The organism is Buchnera aphidicola (Floraphis choui), from assembly GCA_039830045.1.
Classification (GTDB): Bacteria; Pseudomonadota; Gammaproteobacteria; order Enterobacterales; family Enterobacteriaceae; genus Buchnera_B; species Buchnera_B aphidicola_AX.
Window position 1 is genome coordinate 94,303 of the sequence record CP140044.1, and the last position, 18,105, is coordinate 112,407.

At 25.6% G+C, this 18,105-nt stretch carries 16 protein-coding genes and 1 tRNA gene; 13 read left to right on the plus strand and 4 right to left on the minus strand.

Annotated features, from left to right (window positions below; translation table 11 throughout):
* The first annotated feature begins 9 nt into the window (after positions 1–9).
* Entirely contained in the window at positions 10–1,152 is a 1,143-nt protein-coding gene (gene dapE, locus UAT33_00440; GenBank protein ID XBC43929.1) for a succinyl-diaminopimelate desuccinylase, read from the plus strand.
* Positions 1,153–1,398: 246 nt separating this feature from the next.
* Here dapE and dapA read toward each other — a convergent pair whose 3' ends face one another.
* Both dapA and aroC read right to left on the minus strand, forming a co-directional pair.
* Positions 1,399–2,283 carry a 4-hydroxy-tetrahydrodipicolinate synthase gene (gene dapA, locus UAT33_00445; protein XBC43930.1) on the minus strand — a complete coding sequence of 295 codons (885 nt, stop codon included), beginning with the start codon at positions 2,281–2,283 and terminating at the stop codon, positions 1,399–1,401.
* A gap of 553 nt (positions 2,284–2,836) precedes the next feature.
* A complete protein-coding gene (gene aroC / locus UAT33_00450) occupies positions 2,837–3,901 on the minus strand; it encodes a chorismate synthase (GenBank protein ID XBC43931.1) in 1,065 nt (354 codons plus the stop codon).
* A gap of 381 nt (positions 3,902–4,282) precedes the next feature.
* Between aroC and smrB the strand changes: the two genes are divergently transcribed.
* From smrB to metG, 12 genes are all read left to right on the plus strand, one after another.
* The gene (smrB, locus tag UAT33_00455; GenBank protein XBC43932.1) at positions 4,283–4,813 is read left to right on the plus strand and encodes an endonuclease SmrB; all 531 of its coding nucleotides are present in this window, start codon (positions 4,283–4,285) and stop codon (positions 4,811–4,813) included.
* A gap of 518 nt (positions 4,814–5,331) precedes the next feature.
* A complete protein-coding gene (hisG, locus tag UAT33_00460) occupies positions 5,332–6,231 on the plus strand; it encodes an ATP phosphoribosyltransferase (protein ID XBC43933.1) in 900 nt (299 codons plus the stop codon).
* A gap of 4 nt (positions 6,232–6,235) precedes the next feature.
* A complete protein-coding gene (hisD, locus tag UAT33_00465) occupies positions 6,236–7,561 on the plus strand; it encodes a histidinol dehydrogenase (protein XBC43934.1) in 1,326 nt (441 codons plus the stop codon).
* Positions 7,545–8,630 (plus strand): histidinol-phosphate transaminase, encoded by a 1,086-nt coding sequence (gene hisC, locus UAT33_00470; protein ID XBC44093.1) that lies wholly within the window; start codon positions 7,545–7,547, stop codon positions 8,628–8,630. Before hisD ends, hisC begins: the two co-directional genes overlap by 17 nt.
* A 9-nt stretch (positions 8,631–8,639) precedes the next feature.
* The gene (gene hisB, locus UAT33_00475) at positions 8,640–9,707 is read left to right on the plus strand and encodes a bifunctional histidinol-phosphatase/imidazoleglycerol-phosphate dehydratase HisB (GenBank protein ID XBC43935.1); all 1,068 of its coding nucleotides are present in this window, start codon (positions 8,640–8,642) and stop codon (positions 9,705–9,707) included.
* Entirely contained in the window at positions 9,704–10,297 is a 594-nt protein-coding gene (hisH, locus tag UAT33_00480; protein ID XBC43936.1) for an imidazole glycerol phosphate synthase subunit HisH, read from the plus strand. The genes hisB and hisH overlap by 4 nt, the downstream gene beginning before the upstream one ends.
* A gap of 2 nt (positions 10,298–10,299) precedes the next feature.
* Entirely contained in the window at positions 10,300–11,037 is a 738-nt protein-coding gene (gene hisA, locus UAT33_00485; protein ID XBC43937.1) for a 1-(5-phosphoribosyl)-5-[(5-phosphoribosylamino)methylideneamino]imidazole-4-carboxamide isomerase, read from the plus strand.
* Positions 11,019–11,795 carry an imidazole glycerol phosphate synthase subunit HisF gene (gene hisF, locus UAT33_00490; protein XBC43938.1) on the plus strand — a complete coding sequence of 259 codons (777 nt, stop codon included), beginning with the start codon at positions 11,019–11,021 and terminating at the stop codon, positions 11,793–11,795. The genes hisA and hisF overlap by 19 nt, the downstream gene beginning before the upstream one ends.
* Positions 11,789–12,400 (plus strand): bifunctional phosphoribosyl-AMP cyclohydrolase/phosphoribosyl-ATP diphosphatase HisIE, encoded by a 612-nt coding sequence (gene hisIE, locus UAT33_00495; GenBank protein ID XBC43939.1) that lies wholly within the window; start codon positions 11,789–11,791, stop codon positions 12,398–12,400. The genes hisF and hisIE overlap by 7 nt, the downstream gene beginning before the upstream one ends.
* A 110-nt stretch (positions 12,401–12,510) precedes the next feature.
* Complete coding sequence (gnd, locus tag UAT33_00500; GenBank protein ID XBC43940.1) at positions 12,511–13,917, plus strand: decarboxylating NADP(+)-dependent phosphogluconate dehydrogenase; 1,407 nt, start codon at positions 12,511–12,513, stop codon at positions 13,915–13,917.
* 121 nt (positions 13,918–14,038) lie between these two features.
* Entirely contained in the window at positions 14,039–14,203 is a 165-nt protein-coding gene (locus tag UAT33_00505) for a hypothetical protein (GenBank protein ID XBC43941.1), read from the plus strand.
* Between the two features lie 686 nt (positions 14,204–14,889).
* Positions 14,890–16,524, plus strand: a complete 1,635-nt coding sequence (metG, locus tag UAT33_00510; GenBank protein XBC43942.1) for a methionine--tRNA ligase — start codon at positions 14,890–14,892, stop codon at positions 16,522–16,524.
* A gap of 71 nt (positions 16,525–16,595) precedes the next feature.
* Here metG and tilS read toward each other — a convergent pair whose 3' ends face one another.
* On the minus strand, positions 16,596–17,885 hold the full coding sequence (gene tilS, locus UAT33_00515) for a tRNA lysidine(34) synthetase TilS (GenBank protein ID XBC43943.1): 1,290 nt from the start codon (positions 17,883–17,885) through the stop codon (positions 16,596–16,598).
* A gap of 83 nt (positions 17,886–17,968) precedes the next feature.
* Positions 17,969–18,043, minus strand: a tRNA-Val gene (locus UAT33_00520).
* Between the last annotated feature and the right edge of the window lie 62 nt (positions 18,044–18,105).

Below are 18,105 nucleotides of genomic sequence, written 5' to 3' on the forward strand. Positions count from 1 at the left end.
GGAACACTTATGGTTTGTTCGGTAATAGACTTAGCAAAAGAACTTATTGCGATTCCTTCAATTAGTCCTAGAGATTTAGGATGTCAAAAAATAATATCTGAGCGTTTAATTAACTCAGGATTTTCTGTTGAATGTATGGATTATCGTGATACATGTAATATTTGGGCGTATAAAGGAAAAGGAACAACGTTAGCTTTTTCTGGACATACAGACGTTGTGCCTTCTGGAGAAAATAATAATTGGAAATTTCCTCCTTTTGTCCCTACTGTATATAATGGTTGTTTGTTTGGCCGTGGCGTTGCTGATATGAAGGGTGCATTAGCAGCAATGATTATCGCTTCTGAAGAATTTGTAAAAAAACATCCTAATCATACTGGAAGATTAGCATTCTTAATTACTTCTGATGAAGAATCAAAAGCTATTTATGGAACTAAAAAAATTGTTGATAATCTAATTTCTATACAAGAAAAAATTGATTATTGTTTAATAGGAGAACCATCTAGTGTCAAGTTTTTAGGAGACTCTATTAAAAATGGTCGAAGAGGTTCTTTAACTGCATATTTGCGCATTTACGGTATACAAGGACATGTTGCATATCCTAATTTAGCTAATAATCCTATTCACAATATTTTACCGTTTTTATCTGATTTAGTATCCATTAATTGGGATTCGGAAAGTACTTTTTTCCCTCCGACTAGTTTACAAATTTATGATATTCAGTCTGGATCTGGTTTTGATAATGTTATACCAGGTCAATTATTAGTAAAATTTAATTTACGTTTTGGGGATACAACTAATGTTGATGTTGTTAAAGATAGAATTCAAGAATTATTAATTAAGTTTGGTTTAAAATATGATATAGAATGGAAATTATCAGGAATGCCTTTTATTACTAAATCTGGTTTATTAATAGATGTAGTTTCAGATATTATTCAGAAAATGTGTGGTATTAAACCTAATTTATTAACTACTGGAGGTACATCAGATGGACGTTTCATTTCAAAAATGGGATCTCAAATATTAGAATTAGGTCTCGTTAATAAAACTATACATCAATCAAATGAGCATATTAAGATCTCGGATTTAAAATTATTAAGTCGTATATATGAATGTATTATTGAAAAGTTATTATTACACGATTTAAAGGCATAAAAAATTTTATTTGAAAGTGTTAAAAATATATTTATAAACGTAAAATAACAGAGTATCAAATGTTTAACACTCTGTTTTTAGGATTAATATTAATTTAAATAATTTTATTTACATTTTTTTGATTATGTATAAGATTTATTTAAATGTTTATTGAATCAGTATTAATATATTAAATAGTGTTTATAAATATGTATATTTTTAACTATTTTTTCTTAAAGTAAGAATAATTTATTTTTTTTAAAAATGTTATGTGTCAAGAATATTAGAATATTTTAAAGCTTTTTCTAAAATAAAACGTGTTTTTTTTGAAATAGGAGTTAGTGGTAAACGCAAAGTGTCTGTTGTGATTAATCCAAGTTTTTTCGCTAGCCATTTAACAGGGATAGGATTTGGTTCTCTAAATAAGTTTTGATGTAATAACATCAAACGATTGTTTAGTAATCGAGCTGATGTAAAATCTTTATTTAAAGCTAAGTCGTATATTTTAGTCATTGTTTTTGCTGCTATATTAGCAGTTACTGATATAACTCCTTGTCCTCCTAATCGTATAAAATCTAATGCTGTAGCATCATCTCCACTAATAAGTAAGAAGTTTTTGTTTACTGAACTTTTTATTTTTTGTACTCTGGATAAATCTCCTGTAGCTTCTTTAATTCCTACTATATTATGTAATTTAGATAATCTAATAACTGTATCTGGTATTAAATCACATCCAGTTCGTGTTGGAACATTATACAAGATTTGAGGTAAATTTGTATTTTTTGCAATTGCTTTAAAATGTTTATATAGTCCTTCTTGAGTAGGACGATTATAATAAGGAGTGACAGTTAAACATGCGGATACTCCTGATAATTCAAATTTTTTAGTTAATAAAATAGCTTCTGATGTAGCATTTGATCCTGTTCCAGCTATAATTGGGATTCTGTTTTTAGATATTTTTAGTGTAAGCATTATTACTTCAACATGTTCTTCTTGACTTAATGTAGCTGATTCTCCAGTTGTTCCAACAGATACAATTGCTTTTGTTCCATTTTCAATATGATAATTAATTAGTTTTTTTAGACTGGTTTGACAAATATTACCTTTTTCATCCATTGGAGTTATAAGTGCGACAATATTTCCTTTAAACATATTTTAATTTCTCTTATAAATATATTCTTTGTAATACGTTTAATAAGATTTTGACATCTTTCAAACGATATGATTTAAGTATTAGGTTTAATGTAGTTTCTTATAAAAATTATATTGTAGAACCTTAAAATATTATTATTTAATTTATAAAATTTTATTAATTATGGAAAAATGTTTTAAGTATATCTAAAATTTTTATTTTTTATAATGTAATTTATATTTAATTTAGTATTTAAAATTTAAATATAATTAATCATAAAAAATATTTATATGTATCATATACAATTTCTTATAAAAATAAATATTAAAAAATATAGAAATTTGGTTATTTTATATACTAGACAGTTTTTTATTTAATAAAGTTTTTATTAAATTATTTTTATATAAATATTTACTATTCGTTTAAAGTAAGAAATATTAATTTTAAGTAGAATATTATTTAAATTGATTAAATCATAATTAAGTTAATATATTATTTATTTTTTATTAAATAGTGTATGGAAGTTATTTTGAAATTTTATTTAATATAATAAGTTTATTTAAATGTATTAGTTTATTTTTTTGTGCATTGGGCGCGATATCGTAATAAATGGTCCATAATTGTTATAGCAATCATAGATTCTGCTATTGGAACAGCTCGTAATCCTACACAGGGATCGTGTCGTCCTGTAGTGACAATATTGTGCTCTTTACCATCATGGTCAATAGTTTGACCAATCTTTCTTATGCTAGATGTTGGTTTTAGTGCTATTTTTACGATAATGTTTTCTCCATTACTAATTCCTCCTAATACTCCACCTGAATGATTACTCATGAATCCATTTTTATTCATTTCATCACGGTGTTGACTACCTTTTTGATTGATTACTGAAAATCCATCTCCAATTTCTACACCTTTAACAGCATTTATACTCATTAGTCCGTGAGCTAAATCAGCATCTAATCGGTCAAATACAGGTTCGCCTAATCCTACAGGAACGTTTTTAGCTATTACTACAATTTTAGCTCCAATGGAATCACCTTCTTTTTTTAAAGTTCTTATAAGAGTATCTATTTTTTTTATTTTTGTTATATCTGGACAAAAAAACGGATTTTTTTCAATTTCATCCCATGATTTTAATTTACAAAAGATATCTCCTATTTGTTCTAAATAGCCACGAATAATAATACCATAGTTTAAATAAAGATATTTTTTAGCTATAGCACCTGCAGCAACTCTCATAGTAGTTTCACGAGCAGATGATCTTCCACCTCCACGAGGATCTCTAATCCCATATTTTTTTTGATAAGTATAATCTGCATGACCAGGTCTAAATAAAGTTTTTATATTTTCGTAGTCATTTGGTCTTTGGTCTGTATTATGTATTATTAATCCAATACTAGTTCCGGTTGTAATTCCTTTGAATGTTCCTGATAATATTGTAACGTTATCTGGTTCAGATCTTGGAGTAGTATATTTAGACTGTCCCGGTCGTCTTCGATTTAATTCTTTTTGGAGATCAGAGTTAGAAATCGCAGTTCCTGGTGGCATTCCATCAATTATGCATCCTAATGATAGTCCATGAGATTCTCCGAATGTTGTTACACGAAAAAGTTTTCCAATAGTGTTTCCAGCCATTTTATTTCCTTAATATTAATCAATTGAAAGCTTTATATTTTTAGTTATATGTTTTAGTTTAAACGTTTATAAAATATATATCAATTTTAAGAAAAATATTTATTTTTATTTATTGATTTTTGGTAACTTTGGTTATAGATATTTTATTATTTTTAGCACTTAAATTTATATATTTTATATATTTATCAAATAGTATAGATTATGTTTTTTAAGTTATGCAATCTCTCTTGAAATTTAGTATAATTTTATGACATAAAACGATAATTTCAACTTTTTATAAGTATAAAATACGTGATATTAAATTTTTATTTCTAGTTTTTATTAAAATATAACATTTGGTACTAATATTAGAAATATCTACTGTAATGGTAATTGATAAAAATGAGTAAAGATGAGTTATTATTTTCTAAAGGTTTATTTTTGTTTCGTAAAGAGTTAAATGGGATTAAGAAAATAAAACAAGATACTATTTTTCATGCACGGCATTATAAATTAAAAAGGAATCCGATATCAAAAAGAAACGTTTTTGAACAGGATGCTCATTGTCACTATTTTTCTTGTAATAGGTCAAAATTTTTATTTAACACAAATCCAATTCATTATATTAGAAGTAATGTTTATTTTAATGAATTAAAAAAACTTAAAGTAGGGGCATATATTCCGGATATTGTGTTAGATTTACATGGTTTAACACAATATCAAGCTAAAAGAAAACTGGGTGAATTAATTTATATTTGTTATAAAGAAAAATTATTTTGTGCTAATGTGATCCATGGACATGGAGAAAATGTTTTAAAACAACAAATACCATTTTGGTTGTCAAAGCATCCTAATATAATAGCCTTTCATCAAGCACCTAAAACGTTTGGTAGTGATGCAGCTATTCTTGTTTTAATTGATCTTAAAGTTTAATTAGCATTATATAAATTAAATTTTTTAAGATGAGTATGTAGTAATATTTATTTTTATATTAAAACTTTGTGGTATTTTATTATTTAATGTTTTAATAATTTTGTATTAAATTTTAAAATTTAATGTTTAGAAGGTTTTAATCTCATTACATTTTATAATTTATTTTAGTTTTATGAATTGTTTAGATTTTTCTATTTAGTGATTAATTTACAACTATGTCTTATTTGTGATGTATGGATGAAGTGTAATATACGTTTTTTAAAATTATAAATCTCATACATAATAAAATTTTATAATTTGACTGTTTATTATCAACGAAAATATGTAATTTTTTGTTTAGATAGGATATTTTTTGTAAATATTTGTTTTTAAATAATAATGTATTTTTAAATTTTTAATTTTTACTAAATAAATGTTTTAGAGAGAATCTTGGAATATATTTATGTTATTTAAATATAATATAAATTTATTGTTTTTAAGATATATAATTAAATTATAAGTGTGCACAAGGATTAAATATGATTCATCATAATCGTTTACGAATAGTAATGCAAAAAACTGGAAGATTAAGTAGTGATTCCAAAGATTTACTTACTCGTTGTGGAATTAAAATTAATTTGTATAAGCAAAAATTAATTGCTTTCTCTGAAAATATGCCAATAGATGTAATGTATGTACGTGATGATGATATTCCTGGATTAATTATGGATGGTGTTGTAGATATAGGAATTGTTGGAGAAAACGTTTTAGAAGAAGAAGTACTTAGTCGAAAATTTAGATCAGATAATGTAGACTATATAAAATTAAAACGCTTAGATTTTGGAATTTGCAGATTATCTTTAGCTATACCAATTAATAAAGAATATTCAGATATTCGTTGTTTAAATAACTCAAGAATAGCTACTTCTTATCCACATTTATTAAAAAAATATTTTGATAAAAAAAATCTTAAATTTAAGTCATGCATGTTGAATGGGTCAGTAGAAGTAGCACCTCGTGCTGGATTATCTGATGCTATATGTGATTTGGTTTCTACCGGAGCTACTTTAGAATCTAATGGATTGCGTGAAGTTCAAGTAATATTTTTCTCTAAAGCTTGTTTAATTTGTAAAACTGGTAATATTTCTGTAGAAAAACAAAATGTTATTAATACATTAATGACACGTATTCAAGGTGTGATTAAAGCGAGAGAATCAAAATATATTATGCTTCATGCACCTATAAAAAAATTAGAAGAAGTAATTAACTTATTACGCGGTGCTGAACGACCTACAATATTGAAATTAGCTGGAGACGATACTCGAGTGGCTATGCATATGGTTAGCAGTGAAACTTTGTTTTGGGAGACAATGGAAAAGCTGAAATTGTTAGGAGCTAGTTCTATCTTAGTATTACCAATTGAAAAAATGATGGAGTGATTATATGCCATATAATTTAAAAATTATTTATTGGAATAATTTTAATCATGAAGAAAGAAAAAAGATATTGTCTAGGCCTGTATCAAGTAATTATAGTAATGTTAAAGAACAAGTTAAAAAAATTGTTTCTAATGTTAAAAATTTTGGAGATAAAGCTTTATATAATTATACAAATAAATTTGATAAAATAAAATTAAATGATATTAAAGTATGTGAAAAAGAAATTAAAAATTCAGGGATATATATAAAAAAAGAGATAAAAGATGCTATTAAAGTCGCCATGAACAATATTAAGAAATTTCATATTACTCAGAATATAGAAATGATAAATCAAAATCATGATATTAAAGAAGATATATATTGTAAACAGATAATACGCCCAATTGAACGTGTAGGTTTATACATTCCAAATGGTTCAGCACCTCTTTTATCTACGGTGTTAATGTTAGCTATTCCAGCTAGTATTGCAGGATGTAAGAGAGTAGTATTATGTTCTCCACCGCCTATTATGAATGAAATATTATATGCTAGTAAAATTTGTGGTGTAAAAGAAATATTTCAGGTTGGTGGTGCTCAGGCAATAGCTGCTTTAGGTTTTGGAACTGAAACAATACCAAAAGTTAATAAGATTTTTGGTCCAGGAAACATTTATGTTACAGAAGCTAAGTCGCAGATTAGTAAATCTTTATATGATGTGGGTATTGACATGCTCGCTGGGCCGTCTGAAGTATTAATTATTGCAGATTCTCAAGCTAATGCTGATTTTGTTGCGTCTGATTTGTTATCTCAATTAGAACATGATAATGATTCTCAAGCGATATTAATAACCTATGATATCACTTTAGCTAAGGAAGTATTAATAAAAATTAAAGAACAAATGAAAATTTTGTCAAGATATAAAGTTATTATGCAAGCGTTAAAACATACTAGAATAATTATAGCAAAAGATTTATTAGAATGTTTCAATATATCTAATGATTATGCTCCTGAACATTTAATGATTCAATGTCATCGGTCAAAAAATTTATTGCAATATGTTACAAATGCTGGTTCTATTTTTTTAGGTTATTGGTCTCCGGTAGCAGGAGGTGATTATGCTATTGGTTCTAATCACGTTTTACCTACTTATGGTAGCGCTAGTGTACATTCTGGACTTAGTCTTGTTGATTTTTATAAAAGAATTACAGTACAAAAATTAAGTAAGCAAGGATTTAAAGATATTTCTTCTACTATCATATCTTTATCAACAGTAGAAAAGTTAGATGCTCATACACAGTCAATTAAAATTAGATTGGCTTCACTTTCGGATAGATATAGTTATGAATATTGAGAAGTTAGTTCGGAAAAATATATGGAAATTAATACCTTATCAATCTGCACGAAGAATAGGTGGAAAAGGTGATGTGTGGTTGAATGCAAATGAATGTCCTGTTCCTAATTATTTTCAGTTAAATCATATGATGCTAAATCGTTATCCAGAATGTCAACCTGAAGCATTATTATCTTGTTATTCTTCATATACAGGCATTAATAAAGAGAATATATTAATTACTCGAGGCTCCGATGAAGCTATTGAATTATTAATAAAGACTTTTTGTGAACCAAATCTTGATAAAATCGTTTTTTGTCCGCCTACTTATGACATGTATAGTATTAGTGCATATATTCTGGGTATTGAAAGTCATAGAGTGCCACTGTTAAATCTTTCTTGGCAACTAGATGTTAATAGTATTATTAAATGTATTAACGATTCTAAATTAATTTACATATGTAATCCCAATAATCCTACTGGTAATTTAATTAATATTGAAGATATCATTATTTTGTTAAAAGCTTCTTTAGGAAGAGCATTAGTAATAGTTGATGAAGCATATATTGAATTTTCTCCGATTAATAGTTTGACAAATTTAATAAATATATATCCTAATTTAGTCATATTAAGAACATTATCTAAAGCTTTTGCTTTAGCCGGATTGCGATGTGGTTTTATATTAGCGAATGTTAATGTAGTAGATGTGTTATTAAAAGTTATAAATCCTTATCCTATTTCTATTCCTACTTCGAGTATAGCTATTCAATGTTTGAGTAAAAAAAATATTAGTGATATGAGGAGTAAAGTATTTAATTTAAATCTAAATCGTTTATGGTTTATGAATCAATTAAAATTAATGAACTGCTGCATAGATCATGTTTTCTGTAGTGTTGCCAATTATATTTTAATTCGTTTTTTTAATTCTAAAAAAGTGTTTAATATGTTATCAAAAGAGGGAATAATAGTTAGAGATCAAGGTAGTAAGTTGTATTTAAATAATTGTATAAGAATATCTATAGGTACTAGTAAAGAATGCATAAAAGTTATTCATATTATTCGAAAAATTAATAATTTATATGCTGGTTAAGGAGGTAATGTGGATAAAAATGTTTTATTTATTGATCGAGATGGAACTTTAATTTCAGAACCTGTTAAAACTTTTCAAGTAGATGACATACATAAATTGATATTTGAAAAAGATGTTATTTCAACTTTAGTAGAATTAAAAAATTTTGGTTATGTTTTTGTTATGATAACTAATCAAGATGGGTTAGGTTCTGAAAAGTTTCCTTTTTCTTCTTTTTCTATACCACATCAATTTATGATAAACGTTTTTTTATCACAAGGTATAGTATTTGAAGATATTTTAATTTGTCCACATGAAGAAAGTTATAACTGCGATTGCCGAAAACCGAAATTAGGAATGGTCAAACACTGGTTACGTAAAAATAAATTAAATATAAAAAATAGTTATGTTATTGGTGATCGTTACTCAGATATGGAATTAGCAAAAAATATGGGATTATCTGGATTACACTATGGAAAGTATGGACATACGTGGAATTCAATTAAAATTAAATTAACAAATCACAATAGATACGCTTGTATCTTACGTAAAACAAATGAAACTGAAATTAGAGTAGAGGTATGGTTGGATAAATTTGGTAATAATTTCATTGATACTAAGTTGCATTTTTTTAATCATATGTTAGATCAAATAGCTACTCATAGTAATATTAGAATGAAAATCATCTCTGATGGCGATATTAATGTTGACGATCATCATACAATAGAAGATGTTGGAATTGCTTTAGGAAAAGCTTTAAATCGAGCGTTAGGCAGTAAAATAGGTTTGAATAGATTTGGATTTATTTTACCAATGGACGAAAGTATTGGATTTTGTTTATTAGACATTTCTGGGCGTCCTTTTTTGAAATTTAAGTCTTGTTTTAAATTTCAGTATTTAGGAGATATAAGTACAGAAATGATAGAACATTTTTTTAGGTCATTAGCATTTTCTATGAAAGTTACTTTACACTTAAAAAGTACAGGTATAAATGATCATCATAGAGTTGAAAGTTTATTCAAAGCATTTGGAAGAACATTAAAGCAAGCTATTCATGTAAATGGGTTTGTTTTACCTAGTTCTAAAGGATTATTATGACGCGTGTAGTTATTATAAATACTGGTTGTGCTAATTTATCTTCTATAAAGTATGCTGTTTGTAGGTTAGGATATAATCCTATAATTAGCACATCTAAAGAAGATATATTAAATTCTAACAAAATGCTACTTCCTGGTGTAGGAACAGCGTATTCAGCAATGTGTATGTTAAAAAAATTAAATTTATTAAATTTAATTAAAGATTATCAACAACCATTATTAGGAATTTGCTTAGGAATGCAATTATTATCTTCCTTTAGTAGTGAATCAAAAGGTACATATATGTTAAATATCATAAATTCTCCTGTGTATCTTCTTAATTCTAATTCGTTACCTCTTCCTCATAATGGATGGAATAATGTAGAAATATGTACAAATAATATATTATTTCATGGAATTGAAAATAATTCTAAATTTTATTTCTTACATAGTTATGCATTTTATATTAATAAATATACTATAGCAAAAACATTATATAATATTTATTTTAGTGCTGCTATACAAAAAAATAATTTTTTTGGAGTTCAATTTCATCCAGAAAAATCTGGAGAATTAGGATTAAAAGTATTAAAAAATTTTTTGGAGATATAAAATTGATTATACCGTCTATAGATTTAATTAATGGAAAAATTGTTAGGTTATATCAAGGAAAATATAATTGTAAAACTTTTTATGAAGATTATATCAATGACATAATATTAAATTATTATTCCCAAGGAGCTAGTACTATACATTTAGTAGATCTTGATGGAGCATTAGATCCTAAAAAAAAGCAAACTCACATTATTCAAGATTTGTTGTCTTATTCTAATATTAGTTTACAAGTAGGAGGAGGAATTCGAAATTGTGAAGATGTAGATTTATTGTTTTCATTAGGTGTTAAGAGAATAGTCATTGGAACATCTGCGATAAAAACTCCAGAAAAAGTAAGCATGTGGCTAGAAAAATATGGAGGTGATGCTATTATACTAGCCTTAGACATAAATGTTTCTAGTAATGGCTGTAAAGACGTAGTAATTAATGCATGGAAAAATAGTTCTGGAATTAGTTTAGAAGAATTGATATACAAATTTTCTCCTTTAGGATTAAAGCATGTTTTATGTACTGATGTATCTAAAGATGGAACATTATTGGGTCCTAATGTAAAACTGTATGAAGATATTTCTACTTCTTTTAGTCATATTCACTTTCAATCTTCTGGTGGAATAGGATCTTTAAATGACATTGCTTCTATTAAAAAATCTGGAGTTAAAAGTGTAATTGTTGGCCGTGCTTTATTAGAAAAGAAATTTAGCTTAGTAGAGGCTATTAAATGTTGGCAAAACGAATAATTCCGTGTTTAGATGTTAAATCAGGATTAGTAGTAAAAGGTATACAATTTAAAAATCATAAAATAGTAGGTGATATAATTTCATTAGCTAAATATTATACTGATCAAGGAGCTGATGAGTTAGTGTTTTATGATATTGAAGCTTCATCTAAAAACAAATTATTAGATAAAAAATGGATTATAGAAATAGCAGAAATTATAAATATTCCGTTTTGTGTAGCAGGAGGAATAAAAAGCGTAGATGATGTTAAAGATATTTTGTCTTTTGGTGCAGATAAAATTTCTATTAATTCTCCAGCGTTATCAAATCCAAATTTGATTAGTCGTATTGCTGATAATTTTGGTACACAATGTGTAGTTGTAGGAATAGACTCATGGTTTGATAAAGAAAGTAATAATTATCTAGTATACCAATATACTGGGAGTGAAAATAGAATAATACAAACTAAATGGAATACTTTCGAATGGATAAAAAAAGTACAAGAATTAGGAGCTGGTGAAATAGTATTAAATGTCATGAATAAAGATGGAATGAATAATGGATATGATTTACAACAATTGAAGTTAGCAAGAGAAATATGCTATATCCCGTTAATTGCTTCAGGTGGTGCAGGGAAATTAGAACATTTTTACGATGTTTTCTATGAATCTAAAGTTGATGGTGCGTTAGCTGCTTCTGTATTTCATGAAAATAAGATAAGTATAAAAATACTCAAAAATTTTTTAATCGATAAGGGTTTAGAAATTAGGAAATGTTAAATAAAATAAATGTTCGTGATATCAATTGGAAAAAAGTTAATGATATGCTTCCTGTTATTGTTCAACATAATACTTATGGTGTAGTTTTGATGCATGGAATGATGAATCAACAAGCTTTTCTAACAACATGTGAAAAAAAATATGTTACTTTTTATTCACGTACAAAAAAACGATTATGGACTAAAGGAGAGATGTCTGGAAATTATTTACAAGTAATAGATATGGTTCTTGATTGTGATAAAGATTCATTATTAATTTTAGCAATACCACAAGGTAATACATGTCATTTAGACAATGTAAGTTGTTTTAATTCGGTTTATTCAGATTTAACCTTTTTTTATAATCTTGAAAATTTATTAAAATCTAAAAAAATTCATTGTTCTAAAAATTCTTATACTTCAAAATTGCATAGTATGGGAGTAAATAGAATATCTCAAAAAGTTGCTGAAGAAGCAGTAGAAGCAGTTATTGCAGCTGTTACTAACAATAAGGTAGAATTTATTAATGAAGTTACTGATTTAATTTATCATTTACTAGTATTATTACATCATCATGATTTAGATTTTAACACAATCGTAACTAATTTGAAAAAAAGAAGTAAATGAAAATATAGTAAAATACAAAATAGTTGATGATACTTTCTAGGGTATTATTTATAAATTAAAATTAGCATTTTGAAATGTGTATTAATATTAATTCAATTGAGATGAATAGAATGAAAAAAAATCAAATTGGTATTATAGGAATGGCGGTAATGGGTAGAAATTTAGCTTTAAATATAGAACGTAATGGATATACTGTTTCGATATTCAATCGATCGTCTGAAGTTACTAAAAAGTTTGTTTCTGATAATGTTGGAAAAAACATATTTCCTTTTTTTTCAATTGAAGAGTTTATTAAGTCTTTAAAAATACCTCGATGTATCTTTTTGATGATTAAATCAGGAGCACCTATCGATGCAATTATCGCATTAATGAAAAAATATTTGTGTAAAGGAGATATCATTATTGATGGGGGTAATACTTTTTATAAAGATACTATACGTCGTAGTAATGAATTATTTAAAGAAGGATTAAATTTGATAGGAGCAGGTATTTCAGGAGGTGAAGAGGGTGCGTTGTATGGTCCTTCTATTATGCCCGGAGGACAAAGAGAGGCTTATGATTTTGTTGCTCCTATGTTGAAAAAAATTTCTGCACAATTTAAAAGAAAGCCTTGTGTTAGTTATATTGGTACCGATGGATCTGGACATTATGTTAAGATGGTCCATAATGGTATTGAGTATAGTGATATGCAATTAATAGCAGAATCATATTTTTTAATAAAAAATATATTGAAAATAGACAATGATGAATTATCTAATATATTTCTTAAGTGGAATCAAGGAGAATTAGATAGTTATTTAATTTCAATTACTATAGATATTTTAGTTAAAAAAGATTGCAATGATAATTATATATTGGATTACATTTTAGATGAAGCTAGTAATAAAGGAACGGGAACATGGGCTACTAAAAGTGCATTAGATCTTAATGAACCATTGACTTTGATAACTGAATCAGTTTTTTTTCGATATTTATCTTCATTAAAATCACAACGTTTATTAGCTTCAAAAATATTATCCGGACCAATCGAATCTAACCTATCGCATGATAAGTCAGATTTTATTGAGAAAGTCCGACAAGCTCTTTATTTAGGAAAAATTATATCTTATTCCCAAGGATTTTCACAGTTAAATAGTGCTTCTAAAAAATATAATTGGAATTTGAACTGTTCAGAAATAGCTAGAATATTTCAATCTGGATGTATTATCCGTGCTAAACTCTTAAAGTATATTAATCAAGAATATTTAGAAAATAAAAATGTTATTAATCTATTATTAACTTCTTATTTTAAAAATATTGCTAATAGTTACCATAATTCATTACGATATATTGTATCTATTGCTATTAATTTTGGAATTCCAGTACCTGCATTATCATCTGCTATTGCATATTTTGACTGTTATCGATCTGCGCATTTGCCTGCAAATTTAATTCAAGCTCAAAGAGATTATTTTGGAGCGCATAGATATAAGAAAATTGGAAATTTTAATTTTTTTCATACTAATTGGAAAAAATAATAATGTACTAAGAATAAAACACTACATTTTATATCATATGTCTTTGTTTTATAACGCAATTAAATTTATATTCGTTTTTATATAATTAAATAACATTATAAAGTTATTTTAATGAGATTGAGTGATAGAGATATTAAAACATGGTTATAAAAAGCTAATAATTATACCTGTTCCATATACAAAATTAATTCATGGAGTACCTATTGATATTCGCCTAGGAAATAAATTTTGTACTTTTTGTAAAAATAAAGGTCAGTGTATTGATTTAAGTAAATCAAAAAATTAAACTTCCTTAATATTGACAAGAATTATGAGTAAAAAAATTGTACCTCATCATAAAGCATTTTTATTGAACTCGGATCATTAGTATTACAGTTACTTTCGATAGAATCATTATTCCAAATGATTGAATAGGTTTTGGATAGATGGCTACTCGTCTTTAGCATGTTTGGGATTGATGATATATGTTGCTTCGTATTGTATAGATTCAGGATGAAGTGGAAATATTGTTTTAGAGTATTTCAATTCTGGAAACATTATTATTATCATTGTATTCAGGAATGATAATAGCAGCGTTGAGTTTCAAAGCGTTATCTAGTACTTCTATAAAATTATATAATATAAGAAAAATGTTAAGTATTTTGGTTAAAATAGTGTGATATTAAGTAAAATATATAAGAATTAAATAGAATTACATTGAAATAGTGTATTTTTAAAATGTAATAAATATTTATATAATTTTATGAAATATAAATATATTTATAAATACTTTTATATAAAAATTATCATTATAAATGATCTTTTATTTTATTATATTATGATACGTTTAGAAAAATTAATTTTTAATATTTATTAAAATAGTTATATACTTATAGTTTTTGTTATGTATAATATTTTCAATGTTTTCATTATTCGTGCATATTAATAATAGTATTATTTTATTTAGTATTGCATACAAATTAATAATTGTTGATGTATTATGATAAAAAAAAAATTTTAGTAACTTGTGCTTTGCCATATGCTAATGGCCCAATTCATATTGGGCATATATTAGAACATATTCAAGCTGATATTTGGGTACGTTATAAAAGAATGAAAGGTCATGAAGTATGGTTTATTTGCGCAGATGATGCACATGGCACTCCAATTTTGTTAAAATCCAAACAACTTGGAATAGATCCAGAAAAAATGATTTCTTCTATTAATAGTGAACATATTAGAGATTTTTTAAAATTTAATATAAATCATGATAATTACTATTCTACACATAGTCCAGAAAACTTGTTTTTTTTAAGAAAAATATATAAACGTTTAGAAAAAAAAGGATTAATTCATAAAAGAATTATATCTCAATTTTTTGATTGTGAAAATAATATTTTTTTACCTGATCGTTTTGTAAAAGGGTCATGTCCTATTTGTTTGGCTAAGGAACAATATGGTGATCATTGTGAAAAATGTGGAAGAATATATTCTGCTTCTGAGTTGATTAACCCAAAATCGGTTTTGTCAGACATTCGACCTGTATTAAAGGATTCATTACATTTTTTCTTTAATTTACCTTATTTTAGTTCTATGTTAAAATCTTGGATTTCTTCTGGAGTATTAGAGTGTTCTGTAGTTAAAAAAATTATGGAATGGTTTAAAATTGGGTTAAGAGAATGGGATATTTCAAGAGATAGCCCATATTTTGGATTTAATATTCCTGGATTTTTAGACAAATATTTTTATGTTTGGTTAGATGCCCCTATTGGATATATTAGTACTTTTAAAAATTTATGTGATAAAAAACCTAATTTAATTTTTAATGATTTTTGGAAAAAAGATTCAAAGAACGAGTTATATCATTTTATTGGAAAGGATATTATATATTTTCATAGTTTGTTTTGGCCAGCAATATTAGAAGGAAGTAATTTTCGAAAGCCTACTAAAATTTTTGTTCATGGTCATGTCACTATTAATGGACTTAAAATTTCTAAGTCTAGGGGATCTATTTTTTCAGTAGATAATTGGATTAAAAATTTAGATTCAGATAGTTTAAGATATTACTATGCTACTAAAATTTCATCAAAAATCCAAGATATTGAAATCAATCTTGAAAATTTTGTACAAAAATTTAATTCTGATATTATTAATAAAATAGTTAATTTAGCGTCAAGAACCGCATATTTTTTATCTAATAAATTTAATTGCTATTTATCTAAAAATATTGATGATAAAATTTTGTATAGTTCGTTTATTGGTAATACAAAAGAAGTAGAATCTTATTTAGAAAAAAGCGAATTTAATTTAGCTATTGTTGTTATCATGAAGTGTGCAGATATAGCTAATAGTTATATTGATGAAAAAAAACCATGGATAATGATTAAAAATATTAAAGAATATAATAATCTTCATAATATATGTACTACAGGAATAAATTTTTTTAGAATATTAATGACATGGTTAAAACCTGTTATGCCTGATTTAGCTAAAAGAACTGAATCTTTTTTAAAAATTAAGTTAACGTGGAATAATATTTATTGTCCTCTTATAAATCACAAAATTTCTGTTTTTAAGCCGTTGTGTTCGAGACTTAATAAATCTCAATTAGATTTTACTATTTCTTAAATAAAATATATTTTAATTATTAAAATATATTTTTTAACTTTTATAAAATTTGCAATGATTGATTTTTTATGTTATTTAGTATTTATGTTATTTATCCACGATAAACTCCATTGATTGCGTTGATTTTGTTCATCATAGTTTTTTGTAATTACATTGAATATTCCTAATGCACTTATTAAATTATTATTATAAAATAGCAGAGGGATATTATTTCGATCCCATGGAGCAATTCTGTTCTCTTTCCATATTTGTTTAATTAGTTTTCTTTTTGTATGATTTTGAATTAAAAATTTTCCTGAAATTTGAAAGCGAATATTGATTATTTCATTATTTTTGGGATAAGGAACTTTAATTCCAAATTGGTTTTGGACAATAAATCCTAAATTGTTAGGTAGTTTTAAATCATTCCAAGGTCGATGCCATATCAAAATTAAATTTTTTATACAAGGTGAAATATTTATAAAATATAAATAATTCCTATATCGTTTTATTTCATAGTTATTAATTTTTATTTTTGCTTTAGAATCTGGTTTAGACAAAATAATTTCATAATATATATTTTTTATAATTTTATATGAAGGCATAGTATTATTATTAATTTTAATCCATGTCCTTAGTAAGGAATTTCTCATTTCTGGTTGAATTTTTTGGAAATTTTTAATGTTTAGAATAGAATTAGATATAAGGTATTGATTAAGTTTTTTATTTATTATAGAGTCTAAAATATTTTTTTCTTGCTTTAAAATAAATGCACTATTTGCACATTTTTTAATAAAACTTGGCCATCTTCGTATAAGTAATGGTAGTATTTTATGTCGTAAAAAATTTCTGTCATAAGTAGTATTATAATTACTATCATCTTTAATCCAATGTATTTTGTTTTTAGTCATCCAGGATTTTATTTTAGATCTAGTAATATGTAATAATGGCCTAATAATTGTGTTTTTGTTAAATAATTTACTTTCATATGACATTCCACTTAAACCAGTAATGCCACTACCTCTTTTTAAAGCTAACAAAAAAGTTTCACATTGATCATTTAAATTATGAGCTATTAAAATAGTTTCTTGTGGATGTGCTTCTGCATATATCATTTTATATCGCTGTAGTCTAGCATTTGCTTCTATTCCTATTTTTTTTTTATTTATTATAACTTTTTTTATTATTAAAGGAATATCATATTTTTTACATGTTTTTTTACAATGTTCACTCCATTGATTTGAATTTCTATTTAGTTGATGATTTATGTGAATTGCTCTAAATTTTATCTCTTTTTTAATTTTTATTATTTTTAATAATTGATAAAACAGGAAAGTAGAGTCTAAGCCTCCACTATATGATAATAAGAACGAACATTTCATTGTTTTTTCTATGTATTTTATAATCATATATCTAATAAGTAATGTAAAATAGTGAAATTAAAATTCATTCTAATATATCTTAATGTGTCCGAGTGGATTTGAACCACTGGCCTCTACCTTGTCATGGTAGTACTCTAAACCAACTGAGCTACGGACACAATATAATAAAATATTATAATATTATATATAATTTTTTTTATTTTAAAATAAAAAAATTAAA

Bases quoted from the DNA above. Each gene is read 5' to 3' on its own strand.
- dapE (XBC43929.1), top strand. From the start codon at position 10: ATGGTTTGTTCGGTAATAGACTTAGCAAAAGAACTTATTGCGATTCCT.
- dapA (XBC43930.1), bottom strand. From the start codon at position 2,283: ATGTTTAAAGGAAATATTGTCGCACTTATAACTCCAATGGATGAAAAA.
- aroC (XBC43931.1), bottom strand. From the start codon at position 3,901: ATGGCTGGAAACACTATTGGAAAACTTTTTCGTGTAACAACATTCGGA.
- smrB (XBC43932.1), top strand. From the start codon at position 4,283: ATGAGTAAAGATGAGTTATTATTTTCTAAAGGTTTATTTTTGTTTCGT.
- hisG (XBC43933.1), top strand. From the start codon at position 5,332: ATGATTCATCATAATCGTTTACGAATAGTAATGCAAAAAACTGGAAGA.
- hisD (XBC43934.1), top strand. From the start codon at position 6,236: ATGCCATATAATTTAAAAATTATTTATTGGAATAATTTTAATCATGAA.
- hisH (XBC43936.1), top strand. From the start codon at position 9,704: ATGACGCGTGTAGTTATTATAAATACTGGTTGTGCTAATTTATCTTCT.
- hisF (XBC43938.1), top strand. From the start codon at position 11,019: ATGTTGGCAAAACGAATAATTCCGTGTTTAGATGTTAAATCAGGATTA.
- hisIE (XBC43939.1), top strand. From the start codon at position 11,789: ATGTTAAATAAAATAAATGTTCGTGATATCAATTGGAAAAAAGTTAAT.
- gnd (XBC43940.1), top strand. From the start codon at position 12,511: ATGAAAAAAAATCAAATTGGTATTATAGGAATGGCGGTAATGGGTAGA.
- metG (XBC43942.1), top strand. From the start codon at position 14,890: ATGTATTATGATAAAAAAAAAATTTTAGTAACTTGTGCTTTGCCATAT.
- tilS (XBC43943.1), bottom strand. From the start codon at position 17,885: ATGAAATGTTCGTTCTTATTATCATATAGTGGAGGCTTAGACTCTACT.